Here is a 20,805-nt window from a genome sequence, read left to right as displayed (position 1 = left end):
CCTGCGACCGATCGGTTAACAGCCGATAGCTCTACCACTGAGCTACTGTGGAATAATGAGACAAGATTTATTATATCAGCCTTGATTTTCAGTGTCAAGAGGTAAATGTTTTTATTTATCTCTCGTGACGACTTTTATAATGTAACATAGGCTTGCCATATTCGTCAACCTTTTTCACGAAAAAATTCTTTTTATTTTTCCGCGGCATTTTCCGCACCGGTATCTGTCAGGGTTCATGGCACGCTTCTTTATATACTGTTGGCCGCACGCCGTACAGATATACATATAAGTTTTTTTGTTTTCTGTTTTTTTCTTAAGGGGTGTACAGAACCTTGGCGCGTTGACCTGCTGCAACAGCGTTCGAAAATCTCTGTCTCTGTGCTTGTACCCTTTTCCTTCAAGGTGAAGATGATAATGGCAGAGCTCGTGCTTGATGATGCCGATCAGTTCCTCCCTGCCGTGTTCAATCAGATATTTTCTGTTCAATTCAATGTTATGGGAGGTTAACAGGTACCTTCCGCCCGTCGTTTTAAGCCTGTCATTAAAAAGCGCCTGATGGCGGAACGGCTTTTTAAAATACGTTTCAGAGATATCCTCTGTCAGCTTTTGAAGCTCTTTGTTATCCATGGTGCACCTCACTTAAAAAACATTGAACGGGACAATTCACCGTTCGCATACAATATGGTAATCACCGTCCCTCTTATGATAAAAGCTGAGGAGGAATGAGCCTATGCCAAATTGGCTTAAAAAACAGATGCAAAAAGCGTTCCTTGAAAAAGATAATTACCAAATTAAACTGCTGAATCAATGCTGGTATTTCTATAGGAAAAAACACTGCTCGTAAGCAGTGCTTTTATTTTACCATAGACAGCGATACTCTGCCTTTTTGTACATCTACGCCGTCAACCCAAACCGTCACAATATCGCCGACGGATACGACATCAAGAGGATGCTTGACGAATTGATTGCTGAGTTTTGAGATATGCACAAGCCCGTCTTGTTTGACTCCGATATCAACAAACGCTCCGAAGTCCACTACATTGCGCACGGTGCCCTGCAGCTCCATTCCCTCTTTTAAATCTTCCAGCTGAAGGACGTCTGTTTTCAGTAACGGCTTAGGCACCTCATCGCGGGGATCGCGTTCCGGCCTTGTCAACTGTTCACAAATATCTTTCAGGGTGATTTCTCCGATTCCCAGCTCTTGTGCCGTTTCAGAAAGCGCCAGCTGATTGATTTTATCCTTTAATTCCGCCGTGCCGATTTGCTCCGTTGAAAGACCGAGCTTTTTCAATAGTGCTTTTGTTTCTTTATAACTTTCCGGGTGGATGCCCGTTCTGTCCAAAGGCTCTGTCCCTTCCTGCACTCTTAAGAAACCGATACATTGCTCATAGGTTTTCGCACCGAGTCTCGGGATGTCCTTCAGTTCTTTTCGATTCGAAAACTTCCCGATTTCCTCACGTTTTTTGACAACGTTGCCTGCGACAGACTTCGATAATCCGGCTACATATTGAAGCAGCGCGGCTGATGCTGTGTTGACGTTTACTCCCACCTGGTTTACGACCGTTTCGACGACGAACCGCAGAGATTCATTTAAGCGTTTTTGGCTGACGTCATGCTGATACTGTCCGACGCCAACAGATTTCGGATCGATTTTCACGAGTTCCGCCAGCGGGTCTTGAAGTCTTCGCGCAATAGATACGGCACTGCGCTCTTCAACCTGAAGCTCAGGGAATTCTTCTCTGGCAAGCTCAGAAGCCGAATATACGCTTGCTCCCGCTTCATTGACGATCACATAATAAATTTTCCGCGGCATGTCCTTCAGTACATTGACGATGAACTGCTCTGTTTCTCTTGATGCCGTGCCATTTCCGATCGCCACCATCTCGACTTGATGCTGCTCGAGAATCACTTTGACTTTTTCATGGGCTTCTTTCGTTTTGTTGACTGGCGCATGCGGATAGATGACATCAATTTTCAAGACTTTTCCGGTCTCATCTGACACAGCGAGCTTACAGCCAGTTCGGAAAGCTGGGTCAACACCGAGGACTGTTTTGCCTTTCATCGGCGGCTGCAGAAGAAGCTTTCTCAAGTTCTCAGAGAAAATGTGAATGGCCTGCTCATCCGCTTTTTCTGACAGCTCTTTTCTGATTTCACGCTCTATCGCCGGCTGGATCAGTCTTTTATAGCTGTCTTCAATCGTTTCTTGCAAAATCTCTTTTACGGACGTTGAGCGGTTTTTGATGATCTGTTTTTCTAAATACGCCTTAATGTGATCCGCAGGCGGTTCGATAGACACCTTTAAAATGTCTTCCTTTTCGCCGCGGTTCATCGCCAGCACCCTGTGCGGAACGACTTTTGCAATTGGCTCTTCATACTCGTAATACATTTCATACACATTTTTCTCGTCTGTGTCTGCCGATTTTCCGGCTGTAGACTTAATGGTTCCTCTTTTAAAGGTTTCCTGGCGAATCCACTTTCTGAAACTTGGCTCGTCTGAGATTTGTTCCGCAATAATGTGCTTGGCGCCTTCAATCGCTTCTTCCCGTGTGAACACTTCTTTTTCTTCGCTGATGTATTGGTCGGCGGTTTCTGCCAGACGGTTATCTTGCGGAAGCGTCAGGATATAGTCGGCAAGCGGCTCGAGGCCTTTGCTTTTCGCGACTGTTGCCTTTGTTTTGCGTTTTTGTTTATATGGGCGGTAAAGGTCTTCCACTTCCTGAAGCTTCACCGATTGCTCGATTTTTCGCTTTACGTCATCTGTTAATTTATCCTGCTCCGCAATGAGCCTGATGACTTCTTCTTTTCGCTGATTCAGGTTTTGTATGTATTGCCAGCGTTCAGAAATCGTCTGAATCTGAACCTCATCCATTGACCCCGTCTGCTCTTTTCGGTATCGGGCGATAAACGGGACTGTGTTGCCGTCCTCAAGCAGGCGGATGACACTTTCAACGTATTTTTGTGACAAACCTATTTCTTTCGCAATTTGCTGTTTTAAAAGGGCTGACGTTTCCATGTAACCAAAGCCTCCAATTTTGTCGTTCTTTCTCTAGTGTATCAAAAACCGAAAAAAACACATAAAAAAAGAAGCCGGCATTCCGGCTTCTCCTTTTTCTTATTCTCTAGGACAGCTGTCCAAGAATATAGGTCAGATCATCTTTTCTCGATGTCGTATACATTTTCAGCGAATTCGATATGTCTTCTACCGATTGGCCTTTTTTCAAATGGGAGCGGATATCGGGTACGTTGAGTCCATCTGTATGTATAATGAACTTTGAACCCTTTTCATAGGTGGCGGTGTGCGTTTTGTATTTTTGCGGCTTGCCTGATAAATAGCCTGAAATCGGCAGAGGATAAAAGCTTTCACCAGACGGGGAATGCAGAATAAAACGTACGTTTCCGACAGAGCAGTACGTAAACTGCCTTTGTTCAAAATTGATTTTCAGGATAGATGCTGTAGCGCCTCTTTTGTTTTTCATCGCCTGATTACAGCGTTCGATAATGCTTTGTACGTCTTCGTTCGCATAGTTTTCCACTAAGTCTTTGATGGCTGCAGAAGATTCGTTGGCAAGCGATCCGCTTCCAAGTCCGTCAGCTACCGCACAAATTAACTCCTTATCATCAGCTTTCATAAAAAAGCTGTCGCCGCAAATCGATTTGCCTTCTTTATTCAGTTGGTATACAAGAGTTTGAATATGCTCGTTTTCTTCAACCTGGATCATTACATTAACTCCATCGAGGGATCTTCAATCAAGGCCTCTCTGAGCTTCTTCACAGCTTTGCGCTGCAGACGCGAGACGTGCATTTGAGATATACCCAGAATGTCCCCAGTTTCTTTTTGGCTTTTGTTTTGAATATACGTAAGGTCTATGATTTGTTTTTCACGGTCTGAAAGGACATGAAGCACACTTTGCAGCATCATTTGCTGATTGACTCGCTCATATCCGTCCTCCTGTGATCCGACGATATCAAGAATCGTGACGGTGCTTCCATCCGCATCCGCTTCGATGCTGTGGTCAACGGATAAGGCTTGATAGCTTTTACCCATTTCCATTGTTTCAAGAACCTCTTCTTCTGAAACATCGAGGAATTCTGCAATCTCTTCTACTTTCGGTGATCTTTGTGTTTCAGTCGTCAGCTGATCAACCGCCATTTTGATTCTTGGACCCAGTTCTTTAATCCGTCTTGGCACATGAACGCTCCACGTTTTATCTCTGAGGAAACGTTTAATCTCGCCGATAATTGTCGGGATGGCAAAAGCTTCAAACGATTTGCCGACGACGGGATCGTATCGCTTAATCGCGCCGAGAAGCCCGATCATGCCGACCTGACGGAGATCCTCGTGAAAGCTTTTGCCTTTTGAATATTTTTTCGCAAGCATATCAACCAGATTTGTATACACCCGCACAAGCGTTTCTTGAGCCTGTTCATCTTGATTCGTTTGGTAATCGCTTATGAGCCGATCGACTTCATCCTTAGTTAGTTTCGTAGTTTTTGATGGTTGTGTCATGATCAACTCGCTCCCCATTTAAATACTTTGTCATCGCTACGGTGACACCGGAGTGATTTTGCACTCTGACTTCATCCATGAGCGTTTCCATTAAATATAGACCGAGCCCTCCTTCTGATAATTGATCAACTGTATGCGAAGGTGTGTACGGCCCTAGATCCTGCTGCTTTTGATCGAAATCAAAGCTGTCTCCCTCATCCGCCACAATGATTTCTAAACGGTCTTCGAACACACCGAATCGTATTGACACTTCCCCATTTTTGTCTTCTTTATAAGCGTGCTGAACTGCATTTGTACACGCTTCACTTACTGCGATTTTCAGATCTTCAATTTCATCGTACGTATAGCCCATTCTGCTCGCGACGCCTGACAGTGTCAACCTTATAATCCCTACATATTCAGGTTGGGCCGGCACTTTCATTTCGATGTAATCTGCGTTATTCTTCATTGCACTCCACCTTCTGACTTTGCAGAAATATCAATGATGTCCTTTAAGCCTGTAATCTCAAACAGGCGGATCAGCCGCTCAGAAAGATTTTCAAGTTTTAGCGAACCGCCTTGTTTTTTGACTGTTTTAAAGATGCCTACAAAAACACCGAGTCCAGTACTATCCATGTAACTGACATCTTTCAGGCAAATTCTTAAATCAGCGCCTTGTTCTGCCAGAGGAACGAGCTTCTCTCTGAGCACCGGAGCTGAATACACATCAATTTCTCCCGCAATGTTTACTTGTATATCATTCACATTTTGCTTTACATCAACATTTATATTCATTCATATCACCTCAAATTTTCCTTCAAATCACTAATTGTCTTATACCCCCGGCTGGCTGACGCTAAACCTTTCTTCGCAAAACAATTAACGTAAAATCATCATGAAGCTGAAAGTCCTGCAATTTGAGGAGGCTGTCATAAATATTTTTGACCATTTCCTGCGCGGAGGAACACATATGTTCTTCAATAAGCTTTTGCAGATCAGGGCGCTCCAAGAAACCGTTTTCCGTTCTGCATTCTGTGACGCCGTCAGAAAATAAAACAATCATATCGCCCTTATCGAGATGCTGATCGAATTGTTTGTAGTCATAATCCTGCGAGATGCCGAGAACGAGTCCTTTGGCCTCTAAATCGTAAAACGTGTTGTCTTTTTGAGAATAATAGAATCCCGGTTCATGTCCCGCTGAAGCATATGTAAATTGATGCTTATCCATATTGTAATTTGCATAAAGCATCGTAATAAACATACTGGCATCCACATTTTGTTCAACAACCCGATTCAAATTTTTCAGCACCTGAGAAGGGTGTATGCCCGTTTCCGGCAAAGAGTCCATCGCGTATTTGATCATGGACATACAAAGAGCCGCCGGAATGCCTTTGCCGATCACGTCCGCGATTGCGATATTAATGGATTCCTTGTCTTTGACAAAGTGGTAGTAATCACCGCTCATCTGTTTAGCGGGCACACTGATGGCGCCGATATCCAGCGCTTCTTCCTGCGGAATCTTTGTTCCGAGCAGCGTCTGCTGGACATTTGCTGCGATTTCAATTTCTGATTTGATTTCCTGCTGTATCCCCCTGAGGGTTTGATGCTCCTGATAAGCCATTCCATATCCAATCATGACTTCTATTAAAAAATCCAGCGAATGAAAAACATCTTCCGGGAGACTCGGATACAGCTCCTTCAGCACTTTTCGGTGAATGCTGATGATTTCTTCCGGAGGAATTTGATGCTCAATTGTTTTTCGGCTGAATTTTTGGGCTTGATATAAAGATGTCTCTGTTAATTCGGCTATATATCGACTAAGCAGCTGATGATACCGCTGCTCAATAACCTCCCTAAAATCCACTTTCTTACCTCCTACCGAAGCCATTTAATGGCTTGTATCTCTGTTCCTTCCCCCGCTACGGAATTTAAACTGAATTCATCCATCAGCCTTTTCACGCCGGGAAGTCCCGCTCCGAGTCCGCCAGACGTTGAAAATCCGTCTTCCATGACCTTGCGGATATCAGGAATTCCCGGTCCTTGGTCTTCCGCTATGATTTTCAGGCCCTTTTTTCCTCTGTCAGCGACCTGTTCAATTCCAATCTGGCCTTTACCGGCATATAAATAAATGTTCCTGGCTAATTCTGAAATAGCCGTTGTAATTCTAGCCTGGTCTACCGTGCCGAAACCCAGTTCTTTTGCAACGTTTCGTCCCAGTTGTCTGGCGGCCACAATATCCCATTCTGTCATGATCTTTACACAGGATTGGTCGTTCATTCGCTATTCCCCCAATTCCCGCTTCAATGTCTCAAGCCCCTGCTCTAAGTCGAGCGCAGTTTCGATTTCCTCAAGTGCGATTCCGAGTTCAATCAGCGTCACTGCCACAGCGGGCTGAATTCCCGTCAAAACCACTTTTGCGCCCATTAGTTTAGACATCGTGATCACGTCGCCCAGCACTTTAGCGATAAAGGAATCAATCATGTCCACAGATGTAAGGTCAATGACAACTCCGTTAGCACCTGTTTCGTATATTTTATTTAATAAGTCTTCTTGAAAGGTTAATGCAGTTTGGTCATCAAGTTCCCATTGAATGGACACTAATAAGCAATTATACAGTTTCAAGATCGGGATTTTCGGATGTCTCAAAATGTTATTCCCCCAATGAAACAATTTTTCGATCTGTCATTTCCAATGCTGTTTGAATTCCTTTTTGCAGGGTATTCTTAGTAATAACTTGGGATAAATCAATCCCAAGGTTAACGATGGTCTGAGCAATTTCCGGACGGATTCCGGCAAGCAGGCATTTCGCTCCGACAAGCCTTACCGCTTCTGACGCCTGAATAATATGATGGGCAACCATCGTATCGACAACAGGTACACCGGTAATATCAATCAGCACGACTTGGGAACGGTGTTTAACAACGCCATTAAGCAAGTTCTCCATAATTCGTTTAGCACGTTCGGTATCAATTGTTCCGACAAGCGGCATCACGGTGATATTTTCAAACACCGGAATGAGCGGAGCTGATAACTCCTGCAGCGCGATTTTTTGCAGGGATACTGTTTTTTCCCATGAGATTGAGTATTGGTTAAAGATTTCTGTATTAATCGGGCTGAAAAAGCGGTCGATCTGCCAGATTAATTCTGTACTCTCTTGATCTGGCAATCTCTTATCGTTCATCTTCGTGTAGAGACGCTTCCAGAATTCAGCCAGCGCCGTAGCCAAAAACTTCAAAGAAAGCCCTATTTGAACGGCTCTAAGCGCCAGTTCGCTGATTTGGCTTTCAGCAGCGCTGTCATCCTTAACAGATGAGAGAAGAATGTCGATATACTCTTTAGATATATTTTCATACACTTGGTCAGTCAGCTGATATGATTCTTGTTCGCTTAATTCTTTTAGTGTGTCAGTCCACAAATGGAGCAGTTCATTTTGATTCTCGGCAATGAACTGGTATACAGTCTGATTCGACATCAAATTCGCTTACCTCCCAATAAAAAACAACATATTTTTTTACGTTATTTCACTATTATATCGTTTATGTTTTTTGAAAACAAAAAAAGTTGCTCTATTTGAGCAACCAGGCAAATATTACTAAAAATCAATGAGTGCCAAACTGATTTGTAAGGCTTCATCAACCTTATCCATCATTTCATCATCCAGATGAGTAATCTTATCCGTTAATCTTTGCTTGTCAATCGTCCGAATTTGCTCCAGCAAAATAACGGAATCTCTTTCAAAACCGTAGCGTTTTGCATCGATTTCGACGTGGGTTGGTAATTTCGCTTTCTGTATTTGTGCTGTTATGGCTGCAACAATAGCAGTTGGGCTGAAGCGATTTCCGATGTCATTTTGGATCACTAAAACCGGGCGCACCCCGCCTTGCTCTGAGCCAACAACAGGAGATAAATCAGCAAAATAAACATCGCCGCGTTTCACAATCAAATGATTATCCTCCGCTGACTAAGCGCTCAACTGTCGTTTCAGCCTCGCACTCCGCAAAGTGAGCCTCAGAAGAAATATTCAGGTTGATTTTCGCCATTTCCATATAGCCGCGTCTCATCAAATCACGGTTGTGACGAGTTGTTCGTTCGCTGACATACGCTCTCACTGCTTGTGATATCAGTTCGTTTCTGCTTCGTTTCTCCCGCATCGCTACACCATCCAATTCAGCTACTAGGTTTTCGGGCAAGCTGATTTTCATTTCGGTTCTTGCGCTGGATTCAGACAAAAAACATACACCTCCACCAAACTTACGGATACGACTCTTTTATCCATCCAGTGATAATGATACCATTATTCACTCTTCAAGCAAAGCTGTTTTATGAATTCTCCATTGAGATGAGCTATTTGCTTGTATTTTCCTGCAATAAAGGATTTCTTACTTCCATTATACTCCCATTTTCCAAAAACATACGGGGAACACGGGAACTAATTGTACAAGACACCTCGTAGTTGATCGTTTCGAGCCTGCCTGCAATCTCATCCATGGAAATGTATTCATCCCCTTGCCGGCCTATTAATGTCACTTTTGTGCCTGGCGGATATTCCTGATCCAGCTCCACCATAAATTGGTCCATGCAGATTCGGCCGGCGATTTTCAGCCGCTTACCTTTCACAAGAATCTCGGTTCCTTTCAATTTTCGAAGCCAGCCGTCCGCATAGCCGACAGGCACCGTCCCGATCCATGTGTCTTTTTCCGCTGTGTATTCCGCTCCATAGCTGACGCTCTCACCTTTTCTGATCAATTTGACATGAGATAGCGTCGAATGCAAGGTAAACGCAGGGTGCAGCTCAAACGGTATTTCATCCGTAATGTCGGCTGACGGACGGAGGCCGTACATGCCAATGCCGAATCTAACCGCGTTGAAAAAGCCTTTTTTCAGACGAAGGCCGGCGGCGCTGTTCGCGCAGTGGACCATCATTTTTTTTAGCGGGAGCGGAGCAATCAGTTCTTTGAAGCGCTCAAACTGCATTAAAAAATAGCCTCTTTCTTTTTCATCCGCTGTCGCAAAATGAGTAAATACCCCTTTGCATTTTAAACGGGGGTTGCGGTCAAGAATCGCCATCACGTGATGAACTTCTTCTTCCGTTTTTACCCCTAGCCGGTTCATCCCCGTATCGACCTTCAAATGAAAATGAAGAGAACCTTTTTTCATGTGGCGGGCGGCTTCCTGAAGCCATTCAACAGAATAACCTGTTAATGTCAGGTCATATTCAGCCGCGATTTCCGCATACTCCGGGGGAACCGCGCCGAGCACCAATATAGGCGCCTTCAAGCCCTTCTTGCGCAGCGAAATCGCTTCATCCAAAATAGCTACGGCCAAACATGAAGCGCCTGCGTCAAGCGCCGCCTTTGCTGTTTCTGCATCACCATGCCCGTAGGCGTTTGCTTTTACAACTGCCATCAGGTGGACATGTTCTCCGATATGTTTTTTCATGTTGCTGACATTTTCTTTTATCGCGGACAAGTCGATTTCCGCCCACGTATCTCTGTAAAAAGGTTTTGTGCTCATAATGACACTTCCTAGCTTTTATTCAATATCATTTACATATCATACTAAAATTAAAGGACAAAGGGAAACGATGCCTAACGAAAAAAAGGCCAAATCATGTTTGGCCTTTTGCGGTTATTTAGATGATTGTCCCTGCATGCTTTTCGCGACTGTCACCATTTCCTCTTTAGAAAGGTCTTTAGAGGAGAGAAGGTAATCTACACCGTCATAAGTCCATGATAATGATGCATCCGACAAGGCGCCGATGGTGTAGCCGAGATTTACCGGTTCGCCGTTCATCGTAACTGAGGAAGAAGCTTTGGCAATCTGAGCTTTTTCCTGAATTAAGGTGAATGATTTTTCTCCTCCGTAGGTCATGATGATCCGCTTCCCGTCTTCAGTAGAAATATCTTTTTCTTCAAGCAGCTTTACGCCTAGCGGCAGTTCTAGCGGCGTTTTGACCGCGAACGTATCGGATGGCTTCGCACTTGTGGCGACATCCATTTGGGAAAGAGTCATATTTTTCTTTTCGTCAAATGATTCTTTGTCGAATTGTTTATTAAATTCAAAGCTGCTGAATTCTACTTTCACCATGACTTTTCGGTCTGTATCCATGACTTTGACAGATGACGGGCTCATATCTTTTTTGTTAAACGTGATTTCTTGCGTTGGCAGCATTTTGTTATGCTGATAGTTCGTTTTAGTTTCGAATACGTATTTCTTTTCTTTGGCAGTGAAAACTGCATCCGAGTCGTTTTGAACATCCTTTACGAGCGATTCAAACAAGTAGACCTGGCTGCTGTTGTTCGGCCAGTCGCTTTGAAACCTGAAGCTCTTATTTAAAGACGGCGTGAGAACAAATACTCCGTTTTCATTTCGTAAAATGACTTGATTTTGGTCCTTTTTCGGATTTTCTAAATAAACTCTGTACAGAGACGGCTTTTTGTGCCAGATTTCCACATTGTATACTTGAGGCTCACTCCCTGTCTCGATGGTCATTTTTGCTTTTGCTTTGTACGAGGTGTATTCTTTCGCCTTTTCATCTAAACCGGTCACAATATCTTGCTGCGTTTTTTGCCCGCAGGCAGAAAGAATAAGGACAGCAAGCAGTCCCGTTAAAAGCAAAACAAAGCTTTTTCTCACCTTTTTCAACCCCTTTTTCTCAATTGATGTAAAAGGAAGAAATCGCTTGTTTGACTTTAACGGTACGCTCGGTACACGTTAGGCAGAACGGATGCGTACCATAAAAGCCTCAAACAACTTGTCTCCCTTAATGCACTATCAAATATATGAGTGGGGTTTCCCTAATATGCAGACTAGCTTGACAACCTTTCAATGACAACCTGCGCGGCCGCGTATTCCTTTGTATGAGTGATCGATACGTGAACGGCGGCCTGACTCAACTTCGCGCAAATGATATAAGGCTTGCCATTTTGGTCTTTCTTAATTTCAATGTCCTGAAAACTGAGCTGCTTCCCTATACCGGTGCCATATGCTTTCGAGAATGCTTCTTTTGCCGCAAATCTGCCCGCGAGAAATTCGATTTTTCTTTTCTCTGAAAGCTCTTGATAGTGGTCAAGCTCGCTTTGTGTCAAAATCCGCTCAGCAAATCTTTTTTGACGTCCAGCCATAGAAGCGATCCGTTTAAGCTCGGTGATGTCTAGTCCAATGCCGTAAATCATGTGTGATAACCTCCTTTGCGTACGTACTATTTGAAAGGTTTGTCTCATAAACGTGTTACTATAGAAATACCAAAATGAAGAAAAGGGGCTCGGAATGTTTATACGGACCGAAAATTTTCAAACGTTTATCAGGCTTTATCCCATTGTCACCTTTATATTGGCCTTGCAAGCTGTTCTCTGGCTGTTTTTTTCACTTCCTGTCCATTCAGTCGTGTTATGGAGAGATGCGGTCACAGGCTATAATTTAGGCGTCGCAAACGGTGAATGGTGGCGGCTGATCACTCCTGTTTTGCTGCACGCCGGTTTTACCCATCTGCTGTTCAATTCAATGTCCATCTTTTTATTTGCCCCGGCTTTGGAACGCATGCTGGGAAAAGCGCGTTTCCTTCTTGTGTACGCTGGCTCCGGCATCATCGGCAATATCGGCACATATGTTACAGAGCCGCTTGATTACGTGCATGTCGGGGCTTCCGGCGCGATTTTCGGGCTGTTCGGCGTGTACCTGTTTATGGTTCTATTTCGCAAAGAGCTGATCGGGCAAGAGCATTCCAAAATGATTCTCACACTGCTCGCATTTGCCGTTCTCATGTCGTTTATCAACTCCAATATTAACATGATGGCCCATCTGTTTGGACTTTGCGGCGGGTTTCTGCTCTCGTTTTTATGTGTGCAAAAAAAAGAGCGGCGGTATTAACCGTCCGCTTTTTCATATGAATACCAATTTAAAATGGAGTCTGCATCCTCTTCCCCTACATCCCTCACCGTTAATTCTTCCATATGGCTTGATGATTTGACCGAGGTAGAAATGGTATACAGGCGACCTTTCTTTTGAAAATAGGATTGGCTGAACTTGCAAATCTGCATCCGCCTTCTCAACACAATCGCGGTTGTTCTGCCGATAAATCTTGACGTCAGCTGAAGACGGTCCTCGTTGATCGTCCATGCTGTATCCTTATATGCGAGGTAGCCAAAGAACAATTCAATCGGCAGCAGGATGATCGACAGATAGCCCCATGGCTGAAAAAAGATACATAAGGGGATAATCAAAAAGAGTGAAAAAATGACGGAACGGAACAGATATCGTTTCAACGCGCGCCGCGGCAGACGGCGGACGTTTTCTTCCAGCGTATATTCCGGCGTAAATGTCCGAAGCATGTGCGGAAGCTTTTTTTTATGAATCATCGGAAAAAGAATGGTCAAAGCGCCCTCTTCTTTTTCCCGGTCGCCGCCGCCCGCGCTAACGATGGACACCGTCACAAAGCCGAAAAGCTGGCGGATGATGTTTTCTTTTATTTTAATGGCTTGTATTTTTCGAAGCGGAATCGTGACTTGATGTTTTTCAATAATTCCCCTTGAAATCACCAATTCCTGCTCTTTTTTTATGATTTGAAAGTTCGCGTATTTAAACATCATACCGGCGATGCTGGACACCCAGGCGATAAATAAACCAATAAAAATGAGTACCGCATAAATGCCGATGCTCGCGTGCTGAAGGAAGGAAAATTTATCGAAAAACCAATCCATCGGCAGCACTTCGTCAATCTGGGTAAAAAGCGCAAATACAGCGGAGATAATCACCCCGATTCCGCCGGAGGTAGAAGCGGCCATGAGCAATTCTTTCACGTTCATGCGATAGTGCTCTTGCGGCTCAACGGCCGGAATGAACTCCTGCTCAGCTGCAAGCCATTCTTCCTCTTGTTCGCTTTCGTGCCTTTGCGCTTTTTTCTTAAAGACGGCTTCCTTGATGCGTTCGGCTTCTTCAACAGAAATAGCAGATAGAACAGCTTCCGCCTCCTTGCCTCCGCCTGCCGTTTCGATTTGCAGCTTCACAAGCTTAAAGATTTGCTGGATCACGCCCGCGCTCGTATTCATTGTTTGAATCCGATCGATCGATATGTATCGCTTTTTCGTGACAAACAAACCTTCTTCGATTCTAAATTCATCATTTTCAATTCGATAGGTAAACCTTCTCCATTTGATGATGCTTGCGGCTATAAGCCAGATAAACAGCACACCCAGCGCAATGGCTCCGTAAAAACGGACAGTATTGTTCGAATTGACGATATATACAAAAAAGAATGGCAGAATGATATTTTTTATCGTTTGAATAATGGTATGGCATAAATTCAAAATGACTGCCGCCGGGTGCAGGCGTTTCGGTTCAGACATCATCGTCAGTCACCCTTGCAAGACGGGAAATGGAGTCTCTTAGCCGATCTGCTTCCTCCATCGCTAAAGCGGGGATCGAGTGAACGGTCGCGGCCGTGGAAATTTTTACGGTTGCCAGGTTGTACTTTTTCAATAACGGCCCTTGAGACGTATCGACGTGCTGAACTCTGACCATCGGGACAATCACACGCGTCACCACAAAAATACCTGACTGGATATCTATTTCATGTTCATGGACTTCATAGCGCCACACTTTATGACGGATCTTTGGAATGATAAAGACCGTCACAAGCGAACCCAGCAGCCAAGCCGCGCCGAGCCCGCCGCTGATCCAGTACGGCCAATGAAAATAATAGCTTAATACTGCAACTGCTATGACCATAAGCAAGCAGACAGCGGATATGATGACTTCTTGAAGTCGCCAAACCTTTAATCCGTCTGGACTGATTTGGTTTTTTGGCTGGTCTCTCAAAATACCTACCTCCCGTTTTTTCGTCGTTACTTATACGTCTCTTATACAGAAAGGTTTCATTCTTAAGCATACAGAGAAAAACGGCATCCGTCAGCTGAAAGTTTGCTGAATAGCCAATCGTGAACATAAAAAAGCCCAAAACGCTATGTTTTGGGCTTTCAATCGATAGAATTAGTAAGATTTTTTCTGGCGTCTGTCACCTGAAGAACGGCGATCGTTTGAACGCTTTTTATCATAGGAAGAACGGTTGTTGTTTTTCCCTTTTCCGCCGCGGTAGCCGCCGCCTTGTCCGTCTCTGCGTTTAGAAGAGCGCTGGTTCTTGTAGCGTTTGCTGACCATCGGCGCTTCGTCCGTTAAGCGAACAGGCGTGTTATCTGGCTCTTTTGTAGCCATTTTGATAGCCGCTGCAACCACTGTCACTGCATCATGATCTTCAAGCAGCTCAGCTGCCGCTGTCATGTAGAAGTTCAAGTTATTTTCGCTGATTGTCGTGCGAAGACGTTCAACCGTAACCTGCTGCTGGCCTTCTAACGCCTCATCAAGTGTTGGCTCCTTCATGCGGTCCATTTTGCGTTTCGTTGTTTGTTCAATTGCGCGAAGCATGCTTTTTTCACGCGGTGTGATGAACGTCATCGCCATACCTGTTTTACCTGCGCGGCCTGTTCTTCCGATACGGTGAACGTAGCTTTCAGGATCTTGAGGCACGTCGAAGTTATACACGTGTGTGACGCCTGAGATATCAAGTCCGCGAGCGGCAACATCAGTTGCGACAAGAACTTCGATTGCGCCTTCTTTAAATTTGCGTAGCGCAACCATACGTTTCGCCTGCGTTAAGTCACCATGAATTCCTTCAGCCGCATATCCGCGAAGGTTCAGAGCTTCAGCCAGCTCATCGACACGGCGCTTTGTACGTCCGAATACGATTGCAAGCTCAGGAGACTGAATGTCAAGAAGACGAGTCAGTGTATCGAATTTTTTGCGCTCTTGCACTTCTAAGTAGAACTGCTGAATGTTAGAAACCGTCATTTCTTTTGCTTTTACCTTTACGTGCTCCGGTTCAGTCATGAAGCGCTCTGCAATGCGTTTGATCGGCGCTGGCATTGTAGCAGAGAACAGAAGTGTCTGATGCTCGCTCGGCACGTTTGAAAGAATAGATTCAATGTCATCAATGAATCCCATGTTCAGCATTTCATCCGCTTCATCCATTACAACAGTGTTTACATTGTTTAAACGAATTGTGCGGCGGTTGATGTGGTCAAGAAGACGTCCAGGTGTTCCGACAATGATATGCGGATTTTTCTTTAACGCCCGGATTTGTCGTCCAATATCCTGTCCGCCGTAAATAGGAAGAACCTTCGCACGCTTATCTTGTCCGATTTTATATAATTCTTCAGATACTTGAATGGCTAATTCACGGGTTGGTGCGATTACGATTGCTTGAATATTAGGAGACTCGGGGTTAATTTTTTCAACAAGGGGTATACCAAACGCAGCTGTTTTACCTGTACCTGTTTGCGCTTGTCCGATGACGTCTTTATTTGAAAGTCCGAGCGGTATCGTTTGTGCCTGAATCGGTGTTGCTTCTTCAAATCCCATACGATTAATTGCTTTCATGAGATCAGAACTTAAATTAAAATCTTGAAACGTTATAGTCAAATTATTCAAACTCCTTCTAATTGCTGTTTCAGTAATGTCGTGATTTACCACTTATAAAACTGCCCTTTAGACAAAAAGGACAGGATCCATCCGTATACAAAGCCCGAATTACTTTAAGTTTTATCTTACCATTACACTATTTGTTTTTCAATAAGATGAGAAGCAGATCGGCTTCTCGAATATGCCGGGCCGGCTGCTGCTCCATCCGCTCCCATGTCCGGCGGAGAACTTCGGGTCGGCGGATGAAAGTCCGGACGAATATGTTCGTATCGCGAAATAACCTATATCTATTGTATCATAGCCGCAGCCGGCCAGATATACATAATTTCTGGCCGGCATACATTAGTGTTTGCACAACATGTTATTTTATGATGCAATCTGCGTTTTTCTGAAAGATTTTTTCTTATGAAAGCGGGCTCTCTATTAAATCTTTAACGATTTCTTCAAGCTTCATACCTCTGGACGCTTTGAATAAAATTAAATCTCCTTTTGACGCGTTTTCCTTCACAGCTTGGAGGAGATCTTTTTTCTCAGTGTAATGGCTGACGCGTTCTTTCTCAAAGTGTTTCAGTGCGCCTTCCGCAATAAATGCTCCCAGTTTTCCGTACGTAAAGACACGATCGATTTTCTCAGGGCTGATCACGGCGCCGCACTCTTTATGGAACGTTTCTTCAAGATCGCCGAGTTCAAGCATATCGCCGAGTACGAGCATTTTTTTTCCGTAGCCTTCAAGGCTTTCTGTCAATTGAATGGCAGCCTTCATGGAAGTCGGACTCGCATTATAAGCGTCATTGATTATCGATATGCCGCTGTCTGTTTTGATGAGTTCAAGTCTCATGCCGGTTACCTTTAGTCCGCTCAGTCCCTTTGCTGCATCCTCAGGCGTAATGCCGAAATAAGCCCCAGCAGCAATCGCAGCCATGGCGTTCATGACATTGTGCTTGCCGAGTATCGGAATAAAAAACGTTTTTTCCATTCCTTTGATTGTAAAATGAGTTCCTTCCTCACTCTGGCTGACATCCTGAAGCTGATAATCATTTTGCGCTCCTGCTCCGTACGTTTTCGTTTGGCAGCTGTATGTTTTTTGAAGGAGCGGTTCGTCCCCGATATAAATCAGCACTCCGTCTTCTTTTAGCCCATTAATGATTTCTAGCTTCGCCTCCGCGATGCCTTCTCTTGAGCCAAGGTCTTGCATGTGGGATTCGCCGATATTCGTAATGACTGCCGCATCCGGGTTTGCCAGGCGGGACAGGAGATCAATTTCTCCTTTGGCGCTCATTCCCATCTCCAATACAGCGATCTCCGTATCTTCAGGCATGGCTAAAACCGTCAGCGGCAGACCGATGTGATTATTGAAGTTTCCTCCTGTTTTGTGGACACGGTACCGGGTTCCCAGGACGGCGTGAATCATATCTTTCGTTGTCGTTTTGCCATTGCTTCCGGTTACCCCGATGACACGTGTGCCAAGCTCCTGCAAATAAGCTTTTGCAAGCTGCTGAAGAGCGGAAAGGGTGTCATCCACTAAGATGACGGCTTGATTCTCGGGCGGATTTGGTTCTGACCGATCCCAAAGAACGGCTGCCACACCGGCTTCAAAAGCCTGCGGCACAAAAGTGTGGCCGTTAAAATGTTCCCCTTTCAGCGGGATGAAAAGCTGATGTTGTTCCAGTTTTCTTGTATCAGTTGCCACTCCATGAATGACTGTTTGTTCATATTGCGGATTTGTCAGTGTGCCTTTGACCATCTTGGCAATGTTCTTTACTGTTCGTTTAATCAAGTGAGGTCCCTCTCTTTCTTTTGGATATACGGGAAAAGACACTGCCCTCTTACCGGCAGTGTCCATGTTCATTATTAGAATGTATGCTTAATTAATTGTTTTTCAGCATGGCGTTCTTTTGCAAGCTCCACAAGCTGTTCAATCAGGTCAGCGTATTCCACTCCAGCCTCTTTCCAGAGCAGCGGGAACATGCTGAAAGGTGTAAAGCCAGGCATTGTGTTGACTTCATTGATCAGAACTTCGCCGTCAGCTGTCAGGAAGAAGTCCGCTCTGACGAGTCCTGACCCATCGATTGCTTTAAATGCCTTAATCGCCATCTCACTGATTTTCGCGTATTCCTCGTCGGTCACATGCGCCGGAATCATCAGATCAGTGTCTCCATCCTCATATTTCGCTTTGTAATCGTAGAAATCTGTCTTCGGTGCGATTTCTCCCACAACAGAGCATTTAGGATCGTCATTTCCAAGAACGCCGATTTCGATTTCACGGCCGTTAATTCCTTCTTCAACGACGACTTTGCGGTCATATTGGAATGCAAGCTCAAACGCTTTTTGCAGTTCTTCACGGTTTCGGCATTTGCTGATTCCAACACTTGAACCCAGGTTCGCCGGTTTTACGAAGCAAGGATAGCCTAATTCCTGTTCGACCTGCTCACAGCTTTCTTCCGGAGAACGAGTCCAATCTTTCTTAAGGAAAGCTGCGTATTTAGCCTGAGCAAGGCCGGCCTGCGCGAACAAATGTTTCATAACAACTTTATCCATGCCAGCTGAGGAAGCAAGCACACCGTTGCCGACATAAGGAATATTCAACAGTTCGAGCATTCCTTGGATCGTACCGTCTTCTCCGTTCGGTCCGTGGAGGAGCGGGAATACGACGTCGATGGCTTCATTTTGCTGTGACGCTTCCTGCGGAAACATCTCTTGGTTTAGGGCAGCTGGAGAAAAAGCACTGCCTCCTTGCTCAAATTGAAGCATTTTCACGTTTGAAACAGGCTCAGTTAAACGGGCGCCTTTTACCCATTCGCCTTTTTCTGTTATATAAATCGGATGTATATCAAACTTCTCAGTATTTAGCGCTTTGATTACAGCCAGAGCTGTCTGCAGGGAAACATTATGTTCTGCCGACTTTCCTCCGTACACTAATCCTAGACTTGTTTTCAATGGATACTCCCCCCACTACAATTCATCTTTACTATCTTATCACTTTCACAAGAAAATGATCTAATTATTTTTGGGCATGCTGATGTTGAATGCATTTGTATGTAATTCCTTTTTATTTTATATTAAAATGGCATTGAAAAGGAGATGTGACATATGAAAAAAATCACGACAAACGAACAATTTAATGAACTGATTCAATCTGATAAAGAAATTATCGTAAAGTTTTATGCTGATTGGTGCCCAGACTGCACACGCATGAATATGTTCATCGGCGATATTTTGGAAGAGTACAATCAAAACGATTGGTATGAGCTGAATAAGGACGAGCTTCCTGAACTGGCTGAAAAATACCAAGTAATGGGTATTCCTAGCTTACTTATCTTCAAAAACGGTGAAAAAACAGCTCACCTTCACAGCGCCAATGCCAAAACGCCTGAAGAAGTGACTGAATTTTTATCTGAACATATAAGCTAATTCGTTAAACAGCCTTATTTTATGTCGTCAGGCTCTACATGAACATGAACATGAGTCACATCGTGTTCATGTTTTATTTTGTCTTCTACTTCATCTGCCACTCCATGGCCTTCTTCTACTGTAAGCTTCGGATCAACTGTAATGACCATTTCGATATGAACTGTGCTTCCTAGATACCTCGCTTTCACATCTTTTAGACGATGTACATTCTCGATTCTGCCCACGGTCTGTTTGTAAGGCTCAAGATCTTTTAAATGAAAACCGTCTGTTAAAGAATGTGAAGCGTCTTTAAAGATTTCCCACGCCGTCTTGCAGATGATGATACCGATGATAAAAGCCGTTACCGGATCGATCCACGGAAGCTGCAGCTGGGATGACAACACACCGATAAATGCTCCGGCACTTACAAAAGCGTCTGACCTGCTGTCCTTTGCCGCTGCCATCAGAGCAGAGCTTTTAATGGATGCTGCCAGCCTTTTGTTATATAAATAGATGCCATACATAAACACAGCACTGCCTAACGCCGTCCATGCAGCGATAAGACTTGGCGTTTCCGTTGTTCCGCCCGTAATCGCTCTACCTCCGCCGATTAACACTTCAATGCCGACAACCATCATAATAAAAGACGCAACAAGAGACGAAATCGTTTCAGCCCGATAATGGCCATATGGATGATCGCTGTCAGCCGGCCTTTGGGAAATACGCAATCCAATCAGTACGGCTACTGACGCAACGATATCTGTTCCATTATTTAATCCGTCTGCTCTCAGCGCTTCGGAATGATATAGAATTCCGATTACAAGCTTCACAACAGCAAGGATGACATATGCCAAAATATTGAGGAGCGCCCCTTTTTCTCCTTTTTTCAGATTTTCTGTCCGCTCCATTGAATACCAGCCTCCATTCTATTACATAGTATGGTTCAAAACATAAAAAATAGAGCGGCAACATTCATAAGAGGGACATTTCGACAGCAAATTATTGCCCGGGAAACTTTTTGTCGATCTATTGAAAGTTTGCCAAATCAAGAAAGAATAGGACTGTTTTCACCTTTACAGGCTATTGTGGACATTGTATACTGAAGTTAGTTGATAATGATTATCAATATCGTTTGATTGGAGGTTGGTGACACAATGACACCTCAGTCTGCAGAAATCAGAAAAAAACAGCTCATTCATCTGTTAATACAGAATGGTATATACAAAAAGTCAAAGCGTCATTTGTATGAATTGTCGCTTACGGAGTTAGAAAGTGAATACAAACATGTCAGGAGGGCGCCGGAGCATGCCGAAGCGTAAAGTAAAAACCTACCAACAGCTGATCCAGGAAAACAAAGAGGCGATTATGGGCAATCCAAAGCTGATGAACGTCATTTATGACAGGATCGACCGCAAGCATCAAAAAAATCTACAAGAGCAAAGCAATACATAAAAAGA

General features: G+C 44.3%; 26 protein-coding genes. 5 read left to right on the top strand and 21 right to left on the bottom strand.

The features are described from left to right. Positions 1-174: 174 nt before the first annotated feature. Entirely contained in the window at positions 175-627 is a 453-nt protein-coding gene (locus Q5C82_RS14915) for a SprT family protein (protein WP_003225209.1), read from the bottom strand. Between the two features lie 103 nt (positions 628-730). Between Q5C82_RS14915 and cmpA the strand changes: the two genes are divergently transcribed. Continuing rightward, positions 731-844 carry a cortex morphogenetic protein CmpA gene (gene cmpA / locus Q5C82_RS14910; protein ID WP_003225207.1) on the top strand — a complete coding sequence of 38 codons (114 nt, stop codon included), beginning with the start codon at positions 731-733 and terminating at the stop codon, positions 842-844. A 9-nt stretch (positions 845-853) separates the two neighbouring features. Here the strand turns inward: cmpA and Q5C82_RS14905 are convergent, their stop codons facing one another. The 14 genes from Q5C82_RS14905 to acpS form a co-directional block, all read right to left on the bottom strand. Continuing rightward, the gene (locus tag Q5C82_RS14905) at positions 854-3,013 is read right to left on the bottom strand and encodes a Tex family protein (RefSeq protein WP_003225205.1); all 2,160 of its coding nucleotides are present in this window, start codon (positions 3,011-3,013) and stop codon (positions 854-856) included. A gap of 106 nt (positions 3,014-3,119) precedes the next feature. Continuing rightward, the gene (rsbX, locus tag Q5C82_RS14900) at positions 3,120-3,719 is read right to left on the bottom strand and encodes a phosphoserine phosphatase RsbX (protein ID WP_003225202.1); all 600 of its coding nucleotides are present in this window, start codon (positions 3,717-3,719) and stop codon (positions 3,120-3,122) included. Then, on the bottom strand, positions 3,719-4,507 hold the full coding sequence (sigB, locus tag Q5C82_RS14895; RefSeq protein WP_003225200.1) for an RNA polymerase sigma factor SigB: 789 nt from the start codon (positions 4,505-4,507) through the stop codon (positions 3,719-3,721). Before sigB ends, rsbX begins: the two co-directional genes overlap by 1 nt. Next, entirely contained in the window at positions 4,473-4,955 is a 483-nt protein-coding gene (rsbW, locus tag Q5C82_RS14890; protein ID WP_003225198.1) for an anti-sigma B factor RsbW, read from the bottom strand. Before rsbW ends, sigB begins: the two co-directional genes overlap by 35 nt. After that, positions 4,952-5,281 (bottom strand): anti-sigma factor antagonist RsbV, encoded by a 330-nt coding sequence (rsbV, locus tag Q5C82_RS14885; protein WP_003225196.1) that lies wholly within the window; start codon positions 5,279-5,281, stop codon positions 4,952-4,954. Before rsbV ends, rsbW begins: the two co-directional genes overlap by 4 nt. 61 nt (positions 5,282-5,342) lie before the next feature. Next, complete coding sequence (gene rsbU / locus Q5C82_RS14880; protein WP_003225194.1) at positions 5,343-6,350, bottom strand: phosphoserine phosphatase RsbU; 1,008 nt, start codon at positions 6,348-6,350, stop codon at positions 5,343-5,345. An 11-nt stretch (positions 6,351-6,361) separates the two neighbouring features. Further along, positions 6,362-6,763 (bottom strand): serine/threonine-protein kinase RsbT, encoded by a 402-nt coding sequence (rsbT, locus tag Q5C82_RS14875; RefSeq protein WP_003225192.1) that lies wholly within the window; start codon positions 6,761-6,763, stop codon positions 6,362-6,364. A gap of 3 nt (positions 6,764-6,766) precedes the next feature. Next, positions 6,767-7,132, bottom strand: coding sequence for an RsbT antagonist protein RsbS (gene rsbS, locus Q5C82_RS14870; RefSeq protein ID WP_003225190.1), 366 nt, complete (start codon positions 7,130-7,132; stop codon positions 6,767-6,769). 4 nt (positions 7,133-7,136) lie between these two features. Continuing rightward, positions 7,137-7,961, bottom strand: a complete 825-nt coding sequence (gene rsbRA, locus Q5C82_RS14865) for an RsbT co-antagonist protein RsbRA (protein WP_003225186.1) — start codon at positions 7,959-7,961, stop codon at positions 7,137-7,139. 117 nt (positions 7,962-8,078) lie between these two features. Further along, positions 8,079-8,429 carry a type II toxin-antitoxin system endoribonuclease NdoA gene (gene ndoA, locus Q5C82_RS14860; RefSeq protein WP_003156187.1) on the bottom strand — a complete coding sequence of 117 codons (351 nt, stop codon included), beginning with the start codon at positions 8,427-8,429 and terminating at the stop codon, positions 8,079-8,081. A gap of 4 nt (positions 8,430-8,433) precedes the next feature. Beyond that, positions 8,434-8,715 (bottom strand): type II toxin-antitoxin system antitoxin EndoAI, encoded by a 282-nt coding sequence (endB, locus tag Q5C82_RS14855; RefSeq protein WP_003225183.1) that lies wholly within the window; start codon positions 8,713-8,715, stop codon positions 8,434-8,436. 115 nt (positions 8,716-8,830) lie between these two features. Beyond that, the gene (gene alr, locus Q5C82_RS14850; protein ID WP_003225181.1) at positions 8,831-10,000 is read right to left on the bottom strand and encodes an alanine racemase; all 1,170 of its coding nucleotides are present in this window, start codon (positions 9,998-10,000) and stop codon (positions 8,831-8,833) included. Between the two features lie 114 nt (positions 10,001-10,114). Then, on the bottom strand, positions 10,115-11,131 hold the full coding sequence (locus tag Q5C82_RS14845) for an outer membrane lipoprotein carrier protein LolA (protein WP_072181690.1): 1,017 nt from the start codon (positions 11,129-11,131) through the stop codon (positions 10,115-10,117). Between the two features lie 164 nt (positions 11,132-11,295). Continuing rightward, complete coding sequence (gene acpS, locus Q5C82_RS14840) at positions 11,296-11,661, bottom strand: holo-ACP synthase (RefSeq protein ID WP_003225177.1); 366 nt, start codon at positions 11,659-11,661, stop codon at positions 11,296-11,298. Between the two features lie 94 nt (positions 11,662-11,755). On the opposite strand from acpS, the gene Q5C82_RS14835 reads away from it, so the two are divergent. Then, complete coding sequence (locus Q5C82_RS14835) at positions 11,756-12,355, top strand: rhomboid family intramembrane serine protease (protein WP_003225175.1); 600 nt, start codon at positions 11,756-11,758, stop codon at positions 12,353-12,355. Here the strand turns inward: Q5C82_RS14835 and Q5C82_RS14830 are convergent. From Q5C82_RS14830 to Q5C82_RS14810, 5 genes are all read right to left on the bottom strand, one after another. Continuing rightward, a complete protein-coding gene (locus tag Q5C82_RS14830) occupies positions 12,352-13,833 on the bottom strand; it encodes a PH domain-containing protein (protein WP_020861274.1) in 1,482 nt (493 codons plus the stop codon). The genes Q5C82_RS14835 and Q5C82_RS14830 overlap by 4 nt on opposite strands. Beyond that, positions 13,823-14,302 carry a PH domain-containing protein gene (locus tag Q5C82_RS14825; protein WP_003225170.1) on the bottom strand — a complete coding sequence of 160 codons (480 nt, stop codon included), beginning with the start codon at positions 14,300-14,302 and terminating at the stop codon, positions 13,823-13,825. Before Q5C82_RS14825 ends, Q5C82_RS14830 begins: the two co-directional genes overlap by 11 nt. A 171-nt stretch (positions 14,303-14,473) precedes the next feature. Then, positions 14,474-15,958 (bottom strand): ATP-dependent RNA helicase CshA, encoded by a 1,485-nt coding sequence (gene cshA / locus Q5C82_RS14820; protein ID WP_003225168.1) that lies wholly within the window; start codon positions 15,956-15,958, stop codon positions 14,474-14,476. Positions 15,959-16,361: 403 nt separating this feature from the next. Continuing rightward, positions 16,362-17,735: a UDP-N-acetylmuramoyl-tripeptide--D-alanyl-D-alanine ligase gene (gene murF, locus Q5C82_RS14815; protein WP_003225166.1), complete on the bottom strand. Its 1,374-nt coding sequence runs from the start codon at positions 17,733-17,735 to the stop codon at positions 16,362-16,364. Between the two features lie 74 nt (positions 17,736-17,809). After that, the gene (locus Q5C82_RS14810) at positions 17,810-18,895 is read right to left on the bottom strand and encodes a D-alanine--D-alanine ligase (RefSeq protein ID WP_003225163.1); all 1,086 of its coding nucleotides are present in this window, start codon (positions 18,893-18,895) and stop codon (positions 17,810-17,812) included. 153 nt (positions 18,896-19,048) lie between these two features. On the opposite strand from Q5C82_RS14810, the gene Q5C82_RS14805 reads away from it, so the two are divergent. Beyond that, positions 19,049-19,369: a thioredoxin family protein gene (locus Q5C82_RS14805; protein ID WP_003225161.1), complete on the top strand. Its 321-nt coding sequence runs from the start codon at positions 19,049-19,051 to the stop codon at positions 19,367-19,369. Positions 19,370-19,383: 14 nt separating this feature from the next. On the opposite strand, the gene Q5C82_RS14800 is transcribed toward Q5C82_RS14805, so the two are convergent. Then, the gene (locus Q5C82_RS14800) at positions 19,384-20,256 is read right to left on the bottom strand and encodes a cation diffusion facilitator family transporter (protein ID WP_003225159.1); all 873 of its coding nucleotides are present in this window, start codon (positions 20,254-20,256) and stop codon (positions 19,384-19,386) included. 246 nt (positions 20,257-20,502) lie between these two features. Between Q5C82_RS14800 and Q5C82_RS14795 the strand changes: the two genes are divergently transcribed. Both Q5C82_RS14795 and fbpB read left to right on the top strand, forming a co-directional pair. Then, complete coding sequence (locus tag Q5C82_RS14795; RefSeq protein WP_003225157.1) at positions 20,503-20,667, top strand: Fur-regulated basic protein FbpA; 165 nt, start codon at positions 20,503-20,505, stop codon at positions 20,665-20,667. Beyond that, positions 20,621-20,800, top strand: coding sequence for a Fur-regulated basic protein FbpB (gene fbpB / locus Q5C82_RS14790; protein ID WP_079996291.1), 180 nt, complete (start codon positions 20,621-20,623; stop codon positions 20,798-20,800). Before Q5C82_RS14795 ends, fbpB begins: the two co-directional genes overlap by 47 nt. The last annotated feature ends 5 nt before the right edge of the window (positions 20,801-20,805 follow it).

It is taken from the genome of uncultured Bacillus sp., assembly GCF_958411575.1.
GTDB classification, from domain to species: Bacteria; Bacillota; Bacilli; order Bacillales; family Bacillaceae; genus Bacillus; species Bacillus spizizenii.
Note: the sequence above shows the minus strand (reverse complement) of the source record. Positions and strands in the feature narration are given on the sequence as shown.

Bases quoted from the DNA above. Each gene is read 5' to 3' on its own strand.
- Q5C82_RS14915 (WP_003225209.1), bottom strand. From the start codon at position 627: ATGGATAACAAAGAGCTTCAAAAGCTGACAGAGGATATCTCTGAAACG.
- cmpA (WP_003225207.1), top strand. From the start codon at position 731: ATGCCAAATTGGCTTAAAAAACAGATGCAAAAAGCGTTCCTTGAAAAA.
- Q5C82_RS14905 (WP_003225205.1), bottom strand. From the start codon at position 3,013: ATGGAAACGTCAGCCCTTTTAAAACAGCAAATTGCGAAAGAAATAGGT.
- rsbX (WP_003225202.1), bottom strand. From the start codon at position 3,719: ATGATCCAGGTTGAAGAAAACGAGCATATTCAAACTCTTGTATACCAA.
- sigB (WP_003225200.1), bottom strand. From the start codon at position 4,507: ATGACACAACCATCAAAAACTACGAAACTAACTAAGGATGAAGTCGAT.
- rsbW (WP_003225198.1), bottom strand. From the start codon at position 4,955: ATGAAGAATAACGCAGATTACATCGAAATGAAAGTGCCGGCCCAACCT.
- rsbV (WP_003225196.1), bottom strand. From the start codon at position 5,281: ATGAATATAAATGTTGATGTAAAGCAAAATGTGAATGATATACAAGTA.
- rsbT (WP_003225192.1), bottom strand. From the start codon at position 6,763: ATGAACGACCAATCCTGTGTAAAGATCATGACAGAATGGGATATTGTG.
- alr (WP_003225181.1), bottom strand. From the start codon at position 10,000: ATGAGCACAAAACCTTTTTACAGAGATACGTGGGCGGAAATCGACTTG.
- acpS (WP_003225177.1), bottom strand. From the start codon at position 11,661: ATGATTTACGGCATTGGACTAGACATCACCGAGCTTAAACGGATCGCT.
- Q5C82_RS14835 (WP_003225175.1), top strand. From the start codon at position 11,756: ATGTTTATACGGACCGAAAATTTTCAAACGTTTATCAGGCTTTATCCC.
- Q5C82_RS14830 (WP_020861274.1), bottom strand. From the start codon at position 13,833: ATGATGTCTGAACCGAAACGCCTGCACCCGGCGGCAGTCATTTTGAAT.
- Q5C82_RS14805 (WP_003225161.1), top strand. From the start codon at position 19,049: ATGAAAAAAATCACGACAAACGAACAATTTAATGAACTGATTCAATCT.
- Q5C82_RS14800 (WP_003225159.1), bottom strand. From the start codon at position 20,256: ATGGAGCGGACAGAAAATCTGAAAAAAGGAGAAAAAGGGGCGCTCCTC.
- Q5C82_RS14795 (WP_003225157.1), top strand. From the start codon at position 20,503: ATGACACCTCAGTCTGCAGAAATCAGAAAAAAACAGCTCATTCATCTG.